At 71.5% G+C, this 16,206-nt stretch carries 13 protein-coding genes; 5 read left to right on the top strand and 8 right to left on the bottom strand.

Going from position 1 to position 16,206, the window contains the following annotated elements; all coding sequences use genetic code 11:
• Window positions 1-109: 109 nt before the first annotated feature.
• The 6 genes from ACWGIG_RS15400 to ACWGIG_RS15425 all read right to left on the bottom strand — a co-directional run bounded on the left by ACWGIG_RS15400 (window position 110) and on the right by ACWGIG_RS15425 (window position 6,298).
• The gene (locus ACWGIG_RS15400) at window positions 110-1,369 is read right to left on the bottom strand and encodes a nucleotide sugar dehydrogenase (RefSeq protein WP_453322082.1); all 1,260 of its coding nucleotides are present in this window, start codon (window positions 1,367-1,369) and stop codon (window positions 110-112) included.
• Between the two features lie 219 nt (window positions 1,370-1,588).
• On the bottom strand, window positions 1,589-2,398 hold the full coding sequence (locus ACWGIG_RS15405; RefSeq protein WP_453322083.1) for an ABC transporter permease: 810 nt from the start codon (window positions 2,396-2,398) through the stop codon (window positions 1,589-1,591).
• A 39-nt stretch (window positions 2,399-2,437) separates the two neighbouring features.
• Window positions 2,438-3,205, bottom strand: a complete 768-nt coding sequence (locus ACWGIG_RS15410; RefSeq protein ID WP_453322084.1) for an ABC transporter permease — start codon at window positions 3,203-3,205, stop codon at window positions 2,438-2,440.
• Window positions 3,202-4,278, bottom strand: coding sequence for an ABC transporter ATP-binding protein (locus tag ACWGIG_RS15415; protein WP_453322085.1), 1,077 nt, complete (start codon window positions 4,276-4,278; stop codon window positions 3,202-3,204). Before ACWGIG_RS15415 ends, ACWGIG_RS15410 begins: the two co-directional genes overlap by 4 nt.
• Entirely contained in the window at window positions 4,272-5,084 is an 813-nt protein-coding gene (locus ACWGIG_RS15420) for a hypothetical protein (RefSeq protein ID WP_453322086.1), read from the bottom strand. Before ACWGIG_RS15420 ends, ACWGIG_RS15415 begins: the two co-directional genes overlap by 7 nt.
• Window positions 5,081-6,298: a M16 family metallopeptidase gene (locus ACWGIG_RS15425; protein ID WP_453322087.1), complete on the bottom strand. Its 1,218-nt coding sequence runs from the start codon at window positions 6,296-6,298 to the stop codon at window positions 5,081-5,083. Before ACWGIG_RS15425 ends, ACWGIG_RS15420 begins: the two co-directional genes overlap by 4 nt.
• 378 nt (window positions 6,299-6,676) lie before the next feature.
• On the opposite strand from ACWGIG_RS15425, the gene ACWGIG_RS15430 reads away from it, so the two are divergent.
• Window positions 6,677-7,711 carry a hypothetical protein gene (locus ACWGIG_RS15430; protein WP_453322088.1) on the top strand — a complete coding sequence of 345 codons (1,035 nt, stop codon included), beginning with the start codon at window positions 6,677-6,679 and terminating at the stop codon, window positions 7,709-7,711.
• A gap of 257 nt (window positions 7,712-7,968) precedes the next feature.
• Here ACWGIG_RS15430 and ACWGIG_RS15435 read toward each other — a convergent pair whose 3' ends face one another.
• Window positions 7,969-8,865: a hypothetical protein gene (locus tag ACWGIG_RS15435; protein WP_453322089.1), complete on the bottom strand. Its 897-nt coding sequence runs from the start codon at window positions 8,863-8,865 to the stop codon at window positions 7,969-7,971.
• A gap of 381 nt (window positions 8,866-9,246) precedes the next feature.
• Here ACWGIG_RS15435 and ACWGIG_RS15440 point away from each other — a divergent pair, with 381 nt between their 5' ends.
• Window positions 9,247-9,459 (top strand): hypothetical protein, encoded by a 213-nt coding sequence (locus tag ACWGIG_RS15440; protein ID WP_453322090.1) that lies wholly within the window; start codon window positions 9,247-9,249, stop codon window positions 9,457-9,459.
• A gap of 79 nt (window positions 9,460-9,538) precedes the next feature.
• Here the strand turns inward: ACWGIG_RS15440 and ACWGIG_RS15445 are convergent, their stop codons facing one another.
• A complete protein-coding gene (locus ACWGIG_RS15445; protein ID WP_453322091.1) occupies window positions 9,539-12,529 on the bottom strand; it encodes an AfsR/SARP family transcriptional regulator in 2,991 nt (996 codons plus the stop codon).
• Between the two features lie 688 nt (window positions 12,530-13,217).
• Here ACWGIG_RS15445 and map point away from each other — a divergent pair.
• The 3 genes from map (at window position 13,218) to ACWGIG_RS15460 (ending at window position 15,699) form a co-directional block, all read left to right on the top strand.
• A complete protein-coding gene (map, locus tag ACWGIG_RS15450; RefSeq protein ID WP_453322092.1) occupies window positions 13,218-13,988 on the top strand; it encodes a type I methionyl aminopeptidase in 771 nt (256 codons plus the stop codon).
• Window positions 13,989-14,447: 459 nt separating this feature from the next.
• Window positions 14,448-14,789, top strand: coding sequence for a hypothetical protein (locus ACWGIG_RS15455; protein ID WP_453322093.1), 342 nt, complete (start codon window positions 14,448-14,450; stop codon window positions 14,787-14,789).
• Between the two features lie 220 nt (window positions 14,790-15,009).
• Entirely contained in the window at window positions 15,010-15,699 is a 690-nt protein-coding gene (locus ACWGIG_RS15460) for an SMI1/KNR4 family protein (RefSeq protein WP_453322094.1), read from the top strand.
• The last annotated feature ends 507 nt before the right edge of the window (window positions 15,700-16,206 follow it).

The following is a 16,206-nucleotide window of genomic DNA, read 5'->3' on the forward strand; positions in this document are numbered from 1 at the left end:
GTATTTTCCGATCTCCGCAGACGGGAGAAGTGCGGCAAAGGGAAAGGGCCCGGCGGGGGCTTGCGCCCCCGCCGGGACCGGCGGACCGCGCTGAGCGGAGGGTGCGGGGTCAGAGCGTGACGACCTGCCTGCCCACCACGCTCCCGCTGGTGTCGAACAACAGCGGCGCCGTGTCGGCGAGCGCCGGCAGGTCGTAGTGGGCGTGCGCCTGCAGCAGGACGACCAGGTCCGCCCGCGCCACCTCGTCGGTGAGCGACTCGACCCTGGTCAGGGTGGCGCTGCCGGCGTCGATCCGGGAGAGGTACGGATCGTGGAAGCGCAGGTCGGCGCCGAGCGCCAGCAGCCGCTGGGCGATCGGGACGGCGGGTGCCCCGCGGCCGTCGGAGACGTTCGGTTTGTAGGTGGCTCCCAGCAGCAGTACGCGGGCGCCGCGGATGCTGCGGCTGCGGTCGTTGAGGAGCTGGGTGATGCGCCCGACGACGTACTCCGGCATGCGGTTGTTGATCTCCTGGGCGGCCTCGGTGATCCGCAGCGGATGGCCCAGACTGCGGCCCCGGAAGGCGAGGTAGCCGGGGTCGACCGGGATGCAGTGGCCGCCCACCCCTGGCCCGGGCCGGAAGGCCTCGAAGCCGAACGGCTTGGTGCCCGCCGCGTCGATCACCTCCCAGACGTCGACCCCTGTCCCGTGGCAGAAGACCGCCAGTTCGTTGACGAGCGCGATGTTGACCTGTCGGTAGGTGTTCTCCAGCAGCTTCGCCAGTTCGGCCGCCGCGGGGGTGCTGACCGTCACCACCTTCTGGACCAGCCGTTCGTACAGCGCGACGGCCGCCGCCGTGCACTCCGGTGTCACCCCGCCCACGATCTTGGGGGTGTTGGCGAGGCCGAAGGCCGGGTTGCCCGGGTCGGTCCGCTCCGGTGAGAAGGCCAGGCGGAAGTCCCGCCCCACCGTGCGCCCACCCGCGGCCAGCAGCGGCAGCAGCACCTCGGTGGTGGTACCCGGGTAGGTGGTCGACTCCAGCACCACCAGTGCGCCGGGCCGCAGCCGGGGCGCGATCAGAGCGGTGGCGTCGGTGACCGCGGTGAGGTCCGGCACGCAGTCGCGCAGCGGCGTCGGTACGCAGATGGCGATGGCGTCGGCCGCCGCGAGGACGTCGGGGTCGGTGGTGGGGTCGAAGCCCAGCGCACGGGCCGCCGCGACCTCCTCGTCGCTGATGTCGTCGACGTAGGAGGCGCCGGCGGCGAGCGTCGCCACCCGGAGCGGGTCCTGGTCGAGCCCCGCGACGCGCATCCCGTTGCGCGCCGCCTCGGTGACCAGCGGCAGCCCGGCGTAGCCGAGTCCGATGACGGCGAGATCGTACTGTCCGGCCACGGCCAGGACCCCTTCCCGTTGCGGGGGCCGCCCTTTCCGGGCGGCCTTTTCCTGCGTTCACCCCATGGCGCTTTTCTGTGTTCGCCCCATGAGGTTCGCCCAGGATTACTGTCGCTGTGCACCGGCCGCGAGCTACTTGCGCTTTTACGAACCGGAAATTCATCTGCGCCCCGGCCGGGAATCGGAAGAGCCGGCCCCCGGATATTCCGCTGCGGCAATTCAGTGGGAGAGGTCGAGGGTTCCGGACCTGCGCGCGGGTACCGCGACCAGCCAGCGGAACACGGCGAAGGCCGCGAGCAGCCAGCCCAGCGCGGTGAGCACCGCCAGCGCCACCGGCCCCACCAGTGCCGTCCACGCCGCGCCGTCGGCCAGTGCGCGCAGCGCCTGCAGCGAGTGGGTCAGCGGCACGGCCCGAGCCGCGCCGTACACGGCGTCCGGCCAGTAGGACGACGGCACCTGGACCCCGCAGAAGGCCATCATCGACAGATAGGCGCAGTTGGAGGCCACGTTGCGCAGCCGCGGCGCGCTGAGCACCACCATGGCCAGGAACAGGCCCACGCAGTAGGTGGTCAGGGCGGTCACCGCCACGAGCACCACCACCAGCGGGATCTGGGCGGGCTGCCAGAAGACGCCGAACAGTGGGCCGAGGCCGAACAGCGCCACCAGCGAGGTGGCGATTCCGCTGACCGGCCAGTGCAGGCTGCGGCCCACGAAGACCCAGACCGGGTCGGCGGGGCTGACCACCAGCAGGGACAGGGTGCCGGCCCGGCGTTCGCCGCTGGTGCTCGCCACGACCGCCATGGTGTCGATGACGCAGGTCATCAGGGCGTTGCCGACGGCGAGGTAGCGCACCGCGCCGGGCTGCTCCAGGACGTGGCCGATCCCGGTGAAGAAGACCACCTGGGCGAGCATCCTGCCGAGCCAGCCGAACAGCCAGCTCTTCCAGGTGTACGTGGCCCGGAAGTCGGCCAGGGCGTTGCGCAGACCGGCCCGCGCGAGCTGCGGTGCCCGGGGGTGGGGTGGGTACATGTCGGCTCTCCCGGCTCGTCAGGTATGGCTGATGGCTCGTCAGGTGTGGCTGAGGGTGCCGGTCCTGCGGACCCGTCGCAGCACGGCCGCCAGCAGCAGCGCGCCGATGACGCAGCCGGCGAGGCCCAGCACGGAGATCGCCACGAGCTGGGTCAGCGGCTGCGCCATGGCGGCGGTGGACAGGCCGTCGCGCAGCAGTTGGGCGCTCCAGCTGAGGAAGATCAGGCCGCTCGCGGGCCGGATCCACCACGGCAGCGTCGTGAGCGGCACCAGCACTCCGCTGAGCAGGAACACCGGGTAGTTCAGGGTGTTCTGCACGATGCGGGCGGAGGGCATCAGGACGAACAGCGGGGAGAGGATGCTCGCGGTGCCCGCCATCGCCGCCGCCGTGGCCGTCAGGCCCACGGCCAGGACCAGCGGGTGCGGGACCGCCAGCCAGCGGTCGAAGAACACCCCCGCCACCAGCCAGGCCTCCGCCATGGCGGACATCCCGAGCAGGCTGACCGCGCTGATCCGCCCGAGGATCACCACGGACAGCCTGCCGGGTGTGGCCACCAGGGCCTCCAGGGTGCCCTGGTTGCGCTCGTCGGTGATCAGTTCGCCCGCGATGCCCAGGGCCAGCGCCCACTGTCCCATCAGGGCGGGTGCCACCACGGCGTAGGAGCTGATGTCCGTACGCCCCGCGTGGTCGGCGATCGACAGGAAGACGGCGGTGAACAGCGGGACGGTGAACCACACCTGGAGGGTGACCGGCGAGCGGGGCGCGAGCCGCAGCTGGAAGCGCAGCGACAGCAGGAACAGGCTCACGAGGACACCGCCATGCCGCGCTCGCCCACCAGGTGCAGATAGACCTCCTCCAGGTCCGGGCGCGCGGTGCTCAAGCGGTGCACGCCCGCACCGGCGAGGACGGTCAGCACCGCGGAGGTCGCGGCGGCGTCCCGGGTCTCCACCCGGAGCCGCCCGTCCTCGTGGTGCACCGTGAGGACCCCGGCGACTTCCTGGAGAGAGGTGACGAGCGCCGCGGGTACGTCCTCGGCGGTGACCCGCTCGTGGCGCGAGAGCAGCTTCCCCACGGTGCCGGGGCTCTCCGTCAGCATCAGGGCGCCCCGGTCGATCAGGGTGACCCGGTCGCAGACCGCCGCCGCCTCGGCCATGTCGTGGGTGGTGAGCAGGATCGCGCGCCGCTCGGCCCGCAGTTCGGCGATCAGCGCGCGGAAGTCCCGCGCGGCGACGGGGTCCATGCCGACGGTGGGTTCGTCCAGGATCAGCACCCGAGGATCGCCGATGAGCCCGCGGGCCAGGTGGAGGCGCTGCTTCATGCCCCGCGAGAAGGTGTCGACCCGCGACCTGGACCGCTCCGCGAGCCCCACCCGTTCCAGGAGTTGCTCCGACCTCTCCCGCAGCGCCCGGCCGCGCAGCCCGTACATCGAGCCCCAGAACCAGAGGTTGTCGCGCGCGTCCAGGCGTCCGTACAGGCCCCGGTCGCCGCCGAGGACGAGCCCGATCCCCCGCCGTACGGTCCGCGCGTCGCGCACCACGTCGTGGCCGAGCACCCGGGCGGTCCCGGAGGTCGGCTCCAGGACGGTGGAGAGGACCTTGCACAGGGTGGTCTTGCCGGCGCCGTTCGGCCCGAGCAGACCGTGCACCTCTCCGGGGCCCACCCGCAGGTTCACCCCGCGCAGGGCGTGCACCTCCTTCGCCGCGCGGCCCCGCCGGTCGGTGTAGGAACGGCCGAGGTCTTCCGTGACGATCGCGTCCACCACTGCGCTCTCCCGCTGTCGTTCGTCGTCGTGGCCGTGCTCCCGGCCCGATCCGAGGGTCGCCGCGTACCCGGCCGACGCCCACGGCGTTCTGGTCATCAGCCCGATGGTCGTCACCATGTGCTCTCCCAGAAGCGGTGGTCGGTGGACCAGTGGGTACGCAGCAGCATGCTCAGCACTTCTTCGGACCGCCGGGCCGCACCGGGCTCCCGGGGGTGCACGACGTTTCCGCACAGCCGCAGGCCCGGGGTCGCCCGAGCCACGGCCGCCACCAACGCCTGGGTGGCGGCGCGGCGGTGCGCCGCGTCGTCGACCAGGATGTCGACCAGCTCGGCGAAGGGCTCGCCGCTCACCTCGTCCCGCTCCTGGGTCAGTACCGTGCCGTGTCCGAGGGGGGTGCCCCCCGCGCAGGCGATGAACGAGAGACGGCCGAGGGTCTTCATGATCGCTTCAATGGCGGGGTGGGCCGGGTCCACCTCCTGTTCCGGGTACGCGTTGCGGAAGGCCTGGACGAGCCAGCCGTGCACCCGCTCGTCGTCGTCCGCGGTGGCGGGCCGCACCGTCACCTCGGGCACCTCGGGGACCTCGGGGACCACCCCGGCAGACCCTTCGGGCCTCTCGGCGCCTTCGGACCGTTCGTACCGGAGGTAGGTCAGCCGCGGCGACCACGGTGCGGGCAGGCTCGCCTGTCCGGCCAGCCGCAACAGCACCGATTCCGCGGCCGGATGGCGTTCCCGCAGCCGCTCGCGCAGGGCGTTCAGCGCCCTCGGGTCGCCGGTCAGCCGCGGGTCGCAGTACTCGACGAGCACCTGGCGCGCGCCGCTGATGGGGTCGTCGTAGCGGTCGGCCACGTAAGGGTGTCCGCGTACCTCGTCCAACAGCCCCGCCACCCCGGCCCGGCCCAGGTAGTCCTCGACGGTGCTCACCGGGACTCCGGCCTGACCACGGCCCGGAAGCCGTCGAGCACCTGGGCCGCCGCCGCGGCGATGTCCGCGCCCTCGACACGGGTCAGGGCCTCGACCTCCGCGGCGGGCGACCAGCCGGCCGGGCCCCCGCTGCGCATGGCCAGGAAGCGGGCGCACTCCAGCGGGGTGTCGAGCGAGGTCAGGACGCGCATCTGGGCCTGACGGCGGGCCGAGGCGAGGTCGTCGGCGCCGGGACCGTCGGCCGCGATCTCCTCCAGTGCCGTGCGGACCACCTTGAGGGCCGCGTCGCCGTTGCCGGGCTCGACGCCGATCAGCACGCGCCAGGCGCCGGTCTCCGCGTAGCCCCGGTTCCACGACTGGAAGGCGTAGGCGAGCCCGGCATCCCCGCGCAGTCTGCGGTAGAGCAGGGAGGACGGGCTGGAACCGAGCAGTTGAGCCAGTACGTTGAAGTGCGGGCGGCGCGGGTCGTGGTTGGACACCGACCGGGCGCCCGCGCACACCCAGGCGAACTCGTCGGGCCAGTGCGGCTCTTCGGGCTCGCCCGGCTCCGGGAGCACGAGCGGTGCGGGCGGGACGGGGACCGCCGGGGACTGCGCCGAAGGGCCGGCGCCGGCTGCGGCCGGGCCGACCGGTTCCGGCGTCCGGGGGCCCACCACGATCACCGACAGCGGTGCGGTCAGCAGCCGTCGCGCGTGGCCCGCCGCGACGGCGGCCACTTCCATCCGCCCGACCTCGGCCGTCGTGCCGCCGACCGGGCGCCCCAGCGGGTGCCCGGGAAAGAGGTGGGCGAGGAAGGCGTCCTGCACCGTGTCGCTGTGGTCGGCCGCCGCCGCGGCCAGCTCCTGGAGGACGGCGCGCTTCTCCCGCTCCAGTGTCCGTGCGTCGAAGTGCGGCCGCAGCACGGCCTGCTGGAGCAGGCCTGCGATCTCGTCGGCGTCGTCGGCGTGCACCTGCGCGTAGAAGAGCATCCGGTCGAGGCCGGTCTCCGCATTGGCGTGTCCGCCGAGCCGCTCGACGTGCTCGCTGAGCGAGGGGACGCCGCCCACCGGCGAGGACATCAGTACGTGCTCCAGCACATGGGCCAGGCCGCACTCCCCCTCGGGGTCCCGGCGCGATCCGTAACCGGACGCCAGGCAGATGGTCGTGGTGCTCAGACGTTCGTCGATGAGTGAGACGACGGGAACCGGGCCTTCGACCGTCCTGAACTCGTACACAACAGCCCTCCTTGAAGAGTTCTCCGTGCAAGGGGAATGCCGCCACCCCGAGGGTGGCGGCATTCGAATCCAGCGGGGTTCAGCGACCCTGCGGCTTCACCTTGTCGAGACGCGGACGAAGCAGAGAAACGTGGTTCATGATTGCCTCCTACGGCATTTACCGGTTGGGAACGAGATCGACATTAGGCAGTCCGCACGCACCGGGCAATGCCCCTTTCCGTATTCCGCAGGTCCACGTCCGCACCCGCTTGCCGGCGGCCCGTAAATATTTCTTCCGTTTACGGAAATCCGCCCTCCTCGCCGGGCCCCCGGCACTTCTACGCTGGCCGCCTGTGCCCGTTCGAGAAACAACGGCTGGAGTGGACAGTGCAGTTGTCAATGGAGACGTTGCGCGCGGTGCTGGGCGTCGCGCAGGACATCCGCCCGGCCCTGGTGCTGGAGCGGGCCGCCCGCCGGGAGCACCGGCTGGCGGCCACCGTGTGCTCGGTGGCCGCTGCGGAGGGCCTGCGGCTGGGCGCCCTGGGCGAGGCCATGCTGGAGACCGAACGGGCCCGGCGCGAGGAATACGGGCGGCTGGTCACGCTGGCGCGCCGGCACGGGCACGCGGAGGTGCTCAAGGGTGCGACCGTGCAGCGGCACTATCCCGACGGGGTGCACCGCACCAGCCGGGACGTGGACCTGCTCATGTCAGGGGCGGAGGAACTGTGGGCGGCGGTCGAGGCGGTCGTCGCGTCCGTACCGGTCGACGAGGCGCGCGTGAGCATGGTGGAGAGCGGGGGGCACCGGCACTGGGCGGTCGCCCTCAACTGGCCTTCGCCCCGGTCCGACCTGGACCCGCCGTACGCGATCGAGTTCCTGACGGCCGCCTTCGTCGGCAACGGGACGACCGTGCCGCTGCGGGCGCGCTGCCCGCAGGACCCCGTGGTCGCCTCACTCCTGCTGATCGCCGAGGAGCTCTTCCAGCAGCGGCTGCGCGGGCGCGACCTGGTCGACGCCGCGGTGCTGTTCGACGCGCTGCCGGTGGAGCGGCACGCCGGGCTGCTCCGGGCCGCCTGTGACTGGAGGCTGGCGCCCGAGGTCCACGAGCTGGCCGGACGGGTCTGCGGGATCCCGGCACTGTCCGGTCCCGCCGCGCGGTGGGCCGCCGGCGCGCTCAGCGCCGACGCGGAGCGTGAGCAGGCGCGCCGGACGCGGTCCGAACCGGCCGGGGACGCGGCTGCGGCCCGGGTGCGGTACGGGTTCTTCCTCGGTGAGGAAATGGGCAGCGCCGCCGTTTCCGTCGAGGAGAACGACGACATGATCGTGCTGCGGTGTCCCACCGGGGGGTATCTGATGGTCGATTCTCTTTCCGTTTCCATGGAACTGGCGGAGGCCACCCAGGCGCGCTATCCGCAGGCCGTCATTCCCTGGTGACGCAATACGGCAGAAGGGTCCGTCATCGGAAATCGGAGACAGCAATTCCCGTGCCTCCCGCCCGCGTCAGAGGGAGGGAGGCACAGGACCGTGCGGACTCGGCCGACCTCGGCGCGTCGCAGCAAGTAGAACTGGAACAGTTCGGTCCGGTCCGGCCCGGCACCCACCGTCGACAGCACCCGCCCGGGAACCCGCCGTGGTGTCGATGCCGGGTGTCGCTTCCAGGGCGTCACCTCCGGGGTGTCACTTCCGCGCCGTCACTTCGCCGGCAGCACGATCCGCACCACGTACGGCAGCACGCGGCTCAGCCGGATGTCGTGGTCCAGCAGCTGTGCCACCGGACTGTGACCGGCGGCGCACAGGGCGTCCAGCGAGGTGGACCACTGGGCGTGTGCAGCGATCCGGACGGGGCCCAGTTCACGGTCCGGGTCGACGGCGGGGATGGTGTGCGGGGCCGGGCCTTTGGGCGCCCGCAGTGCCAGCACCCGTGCGACGGCGGTGCCCAGTGCCGCCGCCCAGGTCGCACCCGTGGCGACGACGGTGTCCTGCCCCGCAGTCGCCCCGCCACCCGTGGCGAGACGCAGTGCACAGGCAGGCAGGGACAGCAGAGCGGTCAGATCGTGCACCACCGGCTCCCCCTGCGCACGCAGGTCGCGCAGCAGCTCCTCCGACGCGGCCGAACCGTCCTGCGCGGAACCCCCGGCGGGACGGCCGCCTCCCGCGGGAGCGACCTGGTCCCGCTCGTCCTCCAGGGAGAACCGGGGCACACGGGTCCCCGCGGAGGCCACCCGCCGGGCGAGGAGGCCCTCGCAGTGCTGGGCCAGGGCGGTCTCCAGAGCGCCCACCCAGGTCAGTCCCGCCGCGTACGACACCGGGGTGCCGGCCTCCGGGGTCACCGACCGGCGCAGTGCGCCCGAGACGAGATCCAGACCCCAACGGGCCTGCCCGGCGGGCTCGGGACACTTCGCCGCGTACCCCGCGAGGGCCGCGAGCACCGTCTCGGTGTCGGACCCTGCGTCGATCTCGCCGGGCACCAACTCCTGCGCCCGCAGGTGCAGTTCCCTCGCGTCGAGCGCCGGGCCGCCACTGCGTGACACGAGCGCAGCCCTGGCCTCGGCCTCCGAGGCCGCGAGGCTCGCCTCTTGTGTGTCCATGTTCGGTTGTTCCTCTCCCGGTCGGGGTCGTGGCCCCGGCCCGTATACGAGCAGACAGGGACTCCACCGGGCGCCACTGCTCCCACCTGTCGGCCGGCACCGGACGCCGACGGCTGCGGTGATGGCACGGGGGCCGCACGCCTGCCCGCAGGAACTGAACCGCCGCAGGTCAGGCTGCCGGACCTCGTTCGAGCCATGCTGCACGGCAGCGATATACGCCGACTCCACGCACCGGCCGCCGACCGATGCCGGGGCGCACATGCGCTGTAGATGGCCTGTAGATCGGCCGGGAGGAATCTTGTGGCCGAGCCACCGGGACGGACAAGGTCCTACTGGCTCTTCTCCTCTCATCAGGCACCGATCACGGAGCGGACGGCATCCATGAAGACTTCCTTCAAGCCCTTGATCCTGCGCAACACCGCAATGGTCCTCGCCGCCGGATGCGCCTTCACGATCCTGTCGGCGAGCACCGCCACCCAGGACGGAACCTCCCCGCAGAGCGGCGTGTCCATCCTCGCCGACGGCCCCGGGGACACCGCCGGCACGCCGGGCAACAGCGCCTCGGACCCGACGGACTGGAACAGTCAGGGCTGAACCGGCCGCTCACCACGAGGAGTTGACGGGTGTGATGCGTGAGCGGCCAGGCACACGGATGCCGGGCCGCTCACCCGTATCACCCGTGGACGGCCCCCGCGCCGGTCTCCAGCGCGCGCACCAGCTCCCCGGCCTGCTCCGCGTCGGTCAGCCCGAGCAGGGTGAACACCTCGTGGGCCTGGCGGGCCCGGTCCAGCGCCGGCTCGACCTCACCCGTCACCGCCAGTACCCGCGCCAGGGCGAGCAGACAGTGGCCCCGTTCGCGCGGTGCACCGAGTTCCTCGCTGAGCAAGAGGGCCTGTTCGGCCTCCGCCCGCGCCTCGTCGTGACGCCCCAGACAGCGCAGGCTGTCGGAGAGCCGGAAGCGCGCCTGGGCCTCCCTGGCCCGCAGCCGGGCCGAGGCGCAGACGTCCAGGCACGCGGTGTAGCTCGTGACCGCTTCCGCGTGCCGGCCCAGCTCGCAGAGCGCCATGCCGTGGACGTACCAGGCGTAGGAAGTGCCGCGCGGGTCCCGTACGGCGTGCAGTCGCTCCAGTGCGGTCTCGCACTCCTGCACCGCCTCGGCGGCCCGGCCGCTGCGCACCCGGGCGTGGGCGGCGTTCAGTTCCGAGTTCAGCTCCCCGGAGCGGTGGCCCAGCTCGCGGGCCAGCTCGATGGACCGGTCGTAGAATCCCACCGCGTCCGTGAAACGCTGCTGCCACTGCGCGATCAGGCCCTGATCGTTGAGGATCTGCCGCAGTATGGCCTTGTCCCCGGCCCGTTGGCAGGCCTCGGCCGCCAGCCTGGAGTGCAGTTCGGCCTCCTCCAACTGGGTGTGCTGGAGCGCGGCGTTGCCGCAGACGAACCGGGCTCGGGCCTCCGCCTGGTCGTCGCCGCGCAGGGCCGCCGCGTCGGCCACCATCCGTGCCGCGGAGGCCAGTTGCAGGTACGGGATGTCGGGGCCGAACGGGCTGAGCGCGACCAGCAGATCGCTCGCGGTACGCAGGGTCCGGGCGTCGCCGCCCGGCGGGCCCTGTGCGGCCAGGGTCGCCGTACCCGCCGCACAGTCGAACTCCTCGATCACCCAGGCGCGCGCCTCGGCGAGCGAGGCGAAGCGCGGGCCCGTCCCCATCCCGCCGACGAGAATCGCCCCGACCGGATCGCCCGGCACCATCGCCTGGAACGCGGAACACGCCCCGGCCAGCAGGAAGTCCAGAAGCCGCGCCAGTGACCGCGCTCCTTCGTCGGCCGCCGCACCCTCGGACACCACGAGCTGGAGCGCGAAGGAGCGCACCAGGTCGTGATAGCGGTAGCGGCCGGGCAACGGGGCCTCCAGCATGGCCGCGTCCACCAGCGATTCGAGCAGTTCCTCGGCGTCGTACTCCTCCAGGCCCAGCGCCGCGGCGGCGGCGGCCGTCACGATGCCCTGCCGCGCCACGGGTGCCAGCAGTCTGAACGCCCTGGCCTGGGCCGGGGTCAGCTGGCGGTAACCGAGTTCGAAGGCGGCGGCCACGGCCAGGTCGCCCGCGCGCAGTTCCCCGATGCGCAGGCGCTCGTCGGCCAGGCGGCCGGTCATGGTCGACACCCGCCACCGGGGCCGGGCCGCGAGCCGCGCCGCCACGATGCGCACCGCGAGCGGCAGGTGGCCGCACATACGGGCGAGTTCGGTGGCGCACTCCAGTTCCTCGTCGATGCGGGTGGCGCCGACGATCGCCCGCAGCAGGGCCAGCGCCTCGGCCGTGTCGAAGACGCCCAGGTCCCGTTGCGCGGTGATCGAGAGGCCGGCGAGCATGGCCCTGCTGGTGATGATCACCCCGCAGTCCGACGACCCCGGCAGCAGGGGCCTGACCTGCGCGGGGTCGCGGGCGTTGTCCAGTACGACCAGGATGCGGCGCCCGTCCAGCGTCGTCCGCAGAAGCAGGGCGCGGTCCTCGGCCGAAGTGGGCACCGACTCGCCGGGGATGCCCAGCGCCGACAGGAAGCTGCCCAGGACGGCCCCGGGGTCGGCGGGCTCCAGGCCGTTGCCCCGCAGGTCGGCGTAGAGCTGGCCACCGGGGAAGTCGGGCTTGGCCAGGTGGGCGACCTGGAGGGCCAGGGTGCTCTTGCCGATGCCGCCCATGCCGGTGACGGACACCACGGCCAGCGAGCGGCGCGCGGGGTCGGCGAGGACCTGGTGAAGGGCCTGCACCTGGCCGGCCCGCCCGATGAAGTCGCCTATGTGGGCGGGCAGTTGGGCAGGGCGGGCAGGTTCGGCCCACTCCTTGGGCTGCGCGGGCTCGGCCACCACGGACCCGGCGGCGGCCCCGGCCGGCTCCCGGGCGGTGCGCGCCATGAGCCGGGGGTCGTTGGCGAGGACCCGCTCGTGGAGTTCCCGCAGTTCCGGACCGGGGTCGATGCCCAGCTCCCCGGCCAGTACCTCGCGTGCCCGGCCGAACGCCGCGAGGGCGTCGGCCTGCCGCCCGGCGGCGTACAGGGCCCGCATCAGCAGTCCGTACGGCCGCTCCCGGAGCGGGTGTTCATGGGTGTAGCTGATCAGGTCGGGGATGACCAGCGCGTGCCGTCCCTGCTGGAGGTCGTGGGCGAACTGCTCCTCCACCAGCGCCAGCCGCAGTTCGCCCAGCCGCGCGCGCTGCTGTTCGGCGAACGGTCCCGGCACTCCGGCCAGGGGCTCGCCGTGCCACAGCCCCAGGGCCTGCGCAAGCAGCCTGCCGCGCTCCTCCTCCTGTCCCGTCGCCCTGGCCCGCGTGATGTCGGCCGCCAGTGCCTCCGCGTACAGGGCGTCCACCGAGTGCGGCGGCACCAGCAGTTGGTAGCCGTCGCGCAAGGACACCAGGACCTTGGGGGCGGAACGTTCCTCCTCCACGATCCGGCGCAGCCGCCAGGCGTAGGTACGCAGACTCGAAAGGGCCGAGTCCGGGGCCTCCTCGCCCCAGACACCGGCGATCAGCTCGTGCGCGGGCACCACGCGGCCCGCCCGCAGCAACAACGCGACCAGCAGGGCCTGCTGCTGCGGAGGTCCCGTGGGCAGGGCAGCCTCACCGCGTACGACTCGTACGGCCCCCAGCACGGCGAACGAGATGCAGTCCCCCATGGATCACGTCGTCCTTTCGTACGTCACCACGACGCGACGGGCCCCTCGCGGCTACCGCCCCGGAAGGGAAATCTCGAAGCCCCGCAGAACTACCACGGCTCCCCCGGGGAAGAACTGGGACTCCGGCTCGGAACGGCGACCGCCAGGGTGGCACAGCACGCTCCTCACCTGCACACAATCATCGCACCGCCCGCTGGCGCCCCACTAACAACTCACTAACGCCCAAGGCCGCTATCCACCGCCCAACCACCACAGAAAGCCCTCTCCGCCGCGCTCCTCCGCCCGTATCGTTGGCTGGAAATGGACCAACCCAGGTGAGGCGATTTGCCTCGGGCGATCCCGGTCCACTCACGTGATGAACGCCCGGCGCGGGCTGTGGGTGCGGCGCCTGGGCCCGGGTGTGGCCGACGCACGACGCCGCCCCTCTTGAGCGCAGTGGGCACCTCTGCTGCCTCACCGGCAACGACGGCGACCGGAAGCACCATAGCCCCTGCCCCCACTGGGGACATGAATCCGCCATTCTTCGATGCGCTCGACCCTTCGGGCGCATCGGCGGGGGGCGGGGCAGGCACGACCAGTAGGAACACGAGAGGAAGGCGGTGTCGTCGTACGGCCGGCCTGCACGCCCGAACCTCGAACCGGTATAGTAATGACGGTATAGTTATTGGTTGCATGTGAAGGACGCCGCATGATCGAGATCCTGAATCCCACCCTGCTGGCCCGAGCGAAGGAATCGGGCGCCCTGGTCGGTCACATCCTGCAGACGCTGAAGAGCCGCAGCACCATCGGCACGAACCTGCTGGACATCGACCGGTGGGCCGAGAAGATGATCGCCGACGCGGGAGCGCTCTCCTGCTACGTCGACTACGCCCCGTCCTTCGGACGCGGCCGGTTCGGCCACTACATCTGCACGGCCGTCAACGACGCCGTCCTCCACGGACGGCCGCACGACTACACGCTGGCCGACGGCGACCTGCTGACCCTCGACCTCGCCGTCTCCAGGAGCGGGATCGCCGCCGACGCCGCCATCAGCTTCGTCGTCGGCCCCACGAAGCCGCCGGAGAGCGTCGCAATGATCAGCACGACCGAACGCGCGCTGGCCGCGGGCATCGCCGCTGCCGGACCCGGAGCCCGCATCGGTGACCTCTCCCACGCCATCGGGACCGTCCTCAGCGAGGCCGGGTACCCGATCAACACCGAGTTCGGAGGCCACGGCATCGGATCAACGATGCACCAGGACCCGCACGTCGCGAACACCGGACGGCCCGGCCGCGGCTACAAGCTGCGCCCCGGGCTGCTGCTGGCACTGGAGCCGTGGGTCATGGCGGACACCGCACAGCTCGTCACCGACCCCGACGGATGGACACTCCGCAGCGCGACAGGCTGCCGCACAGCACACAGCGAACACACGATCGCCATCACGGACGACGGAGCCGAGATCCTCACCCTGCCGAGATGAGCAACTGCACCATTCCCCTTGATCGGTGCGGCACGGACGAAGGCCGCCAACACGTCATCGACAGTGCTGACATCCTTCTCCCTGTCTCCCCCACTCGGAACATCAGCGGCAAACCGCAGGTAGGAGCCGTGGACCTGGGCGGCCCAGGCACCGGACCCCGGACATGAGCCGCTCGTGGCAGTGCGCGGCGCCTCAGCGCGCACTGTCGCGATGTTCACGTCTACCGACAGCACTTCGACGTCTGCGGTCGACAGCGACAGCAACTTTTCCAGCGGGGCTGGATCTCATGCGCAGGCCCGAACCGCCGGGCACCGGCGCCCCGATCAGCGCAAGAAGGCTCCCGTCGTGAACAGCTCGGTCTTCGAGGACGCCGGTGTGGGGACGCCGGGACGGGGTACGCCCCGACTCGGGGACAAAGAGCGGGCGTAACGGGGGGGGGCAGCGATGCGGCGTGGGAACGTGGACAAGGGTTGCCTGGGACTCGGGCTGGTCTTCCTGCCCTTCGGCCTGGGGCTTGGGTACGTGCTGGTGATGGCGGTCTGGCGGCTCGGGCGCTTCCTCTGGACCACGGGCGGGCCACGGCTTGCCGAGGGCGATCCGATGGCGTGGACCGCCCTCTGCATGGTCCTGTTCTTCGTCGCGGTGGTGGCCTTCATTCATTGGGACGCGGGCCGAAACGGCGGCCCGAGCCCTCGGCCTGGCCGGACGGTCCACCAGGGAGAGGACTGGTACTGGCAGCCCGATCGGATCGAGTACCCGCCGAAGCCGGAGGATGATTCCCGGCGCCCGCCCTCCCCATGACCCGCCACCCCTCTCCTCCCCGCCACCCCTCTCCTCCTCCGGTCGTAGTACGCCTTCGAGAACGGGCCGACGCCCTGGCCGACCGGTACCTGACCATCATCGAGATCGAGCACCACCGCTGAGTCCGCACGGACTCCAGTGGTGACTGATGGTCACACCCGCAGAGTGCGAGTGCCCTCTGGCCGGCTGCGCTGTCAGTGGTCCCGCGTACGGTCTGCGCATGGTTGATCATCAGTGGAGTGGTGTCCGTCAGCGGGTGCTCGCGTTGGGTGCCCGGCCCGCCGGTGACAAGGTGTTCGGCTCGCTGGGGCACCGGTGGGTCCTGGAAGACCCCCTGACCGACGACGGTCTTGCCGAGCTCGAAGTGCAGATGGGCGTGCGGTTGCCGGATGACTACCGGGGCTTCCTCACCTGCGTGGGCGTCGGCGGCGCGGGTCCTGCGTACGGTCTCTTCCCCGTGCGCCGTGTGCAGGGCCGCTGGCGCTGGGAAGGAGACGGCGCCGACCTGGCCGATCCCACCCTGCTTGCCCAGCCCTTTCCTGACCACGGTCCGGACCCCAAGGTCCTCGATGCGCTGCTCGCCGTACGCCCTGACGAAGAGGACTTCGACGAGATCGAGGACTTCGACGACGCCATCGAAGCGTGGGACGAACGCTGGGAAGCCCTGATGTTTGCCCCCGGGCGCACCGCCGGCGCCATCGTGATCTCCCACCTCGGCTGCGCCCAGAGGGAGTGGCTGGTCATCAGCGGTACTCACCGGGGCACCATCTGGTCCGACTGCCGAGCAGATGACGTTGACCTCGCTCCGCTCCTCGATCAGAACGGTGAGCCGCTCACCTTCACTCGCTGGTACATGGACTGGCTGCGCACGGCGGAGCTCGTCGTAGACCAACCGTCCACGAACATCTGAGGCGGATTCGGGCCGTGTGTTGCGCTCAGTCACGGCAGAGGGCGCGTGGGCGCCACCGCGCTCCGGTCTCCTGCCGCCTGCTTGTCAATTGTCCGGCCAGGAACCGCAGGGTGCGGCTGGACGGATTGATCGAGGGCCGGGACACCCGTGCGCGAAGCTCCTGGTGGGCAGGGGTGATCCTGGTCGAAAACCCGTCTGCCAGGGGTTTCTTCGTTGGCTTGCGTCAGCGTGCTCCGCTTCGGTCGCGCGTTAGCCAAACGCACGTGAAACGTTAGCTCTTGCATCGATGATAGGCACCCGACAGATCTATGCGAAGGGTGAATCAAATGACATGGAGACACGGGCAGTTGAGGCGCAGGGTCGCGGTGTGGATTTGCGCAGTCCTGACCGTATGTGGCCTTACACAGGTCACCTCGGCGCCTGCCGCTCACGCTACTCCCACGGGTCCGTTCACCATGTTCCAATGGAACATCTCAGGGCTTGAAAACTCCCCGAACCCGCTTGCCG

Source organism: Streptomyces sp. NPDC054863 (assembly GCF_053610825.1).

Excerpts from the sequence above, each read along its gene's own strand:
- ACWGIG_RS15435 (WP_453322089.1), bottom strand. The coding sequence starts at position 8,865 with ATGGACACACAAGAGGCGAGCCTCGCGGCCTCGGAGGCCGAGGCCAGG.
- ACWGIG_RS15415 (WP_453322085.1), bottom strand. The coding sequence starts at position 4,278 with ATGGTGACGACCATCGGGCTGATGACCAGAACGCCGTGGGCGTCGGCC.
- ACWGIG_RS15430 (WP_453322088.1), top strand. The coding sequence starts at position 6,677 with ATGGAGACGTTGCGCGCGGTGCTGGGCGTCGCGCAGGACATCCGCCCG.
- map (WP_453322092.1), top strand. The coding sequence starts at position 13,218 with ATGATCGAGATCCTGAATCCCACCCTGCTGGCCCGAGCGAAGGAATCG.
- ACWGIG_RS15460 (WP_453322094.1), top strand. The coding sequence starts at position 15,010 with ATGGTTGATCATCAGTGGAGTGGTGTCCGTCAGCGGGTGCTCGCGTTG.
- ACWGIG_RS15440 (WP_453322090.1), top strand. The coding sequence starts at position 9,247 with ATGAAGACTTCCTTCAAGCCCTTGATCCTGCGCAACACCGCAATGGTC.
- ACWGIG_RS15405 (WP_453322083.1), bottom strand. The coding sequence starts at position 2,398 with ATGTACCCACCCCACCCCCGGGCACCGCAGCTCGCGCGGGCCGGTCTG.
- ACWGIG_RS15445 (WP_453322091.1), bottom strand. The coding sequence starts at position 12,529 with ATGGGGGACTGCATCTCGTTCGCCGTGCTGGGGGCCGTACGAGTCGTA.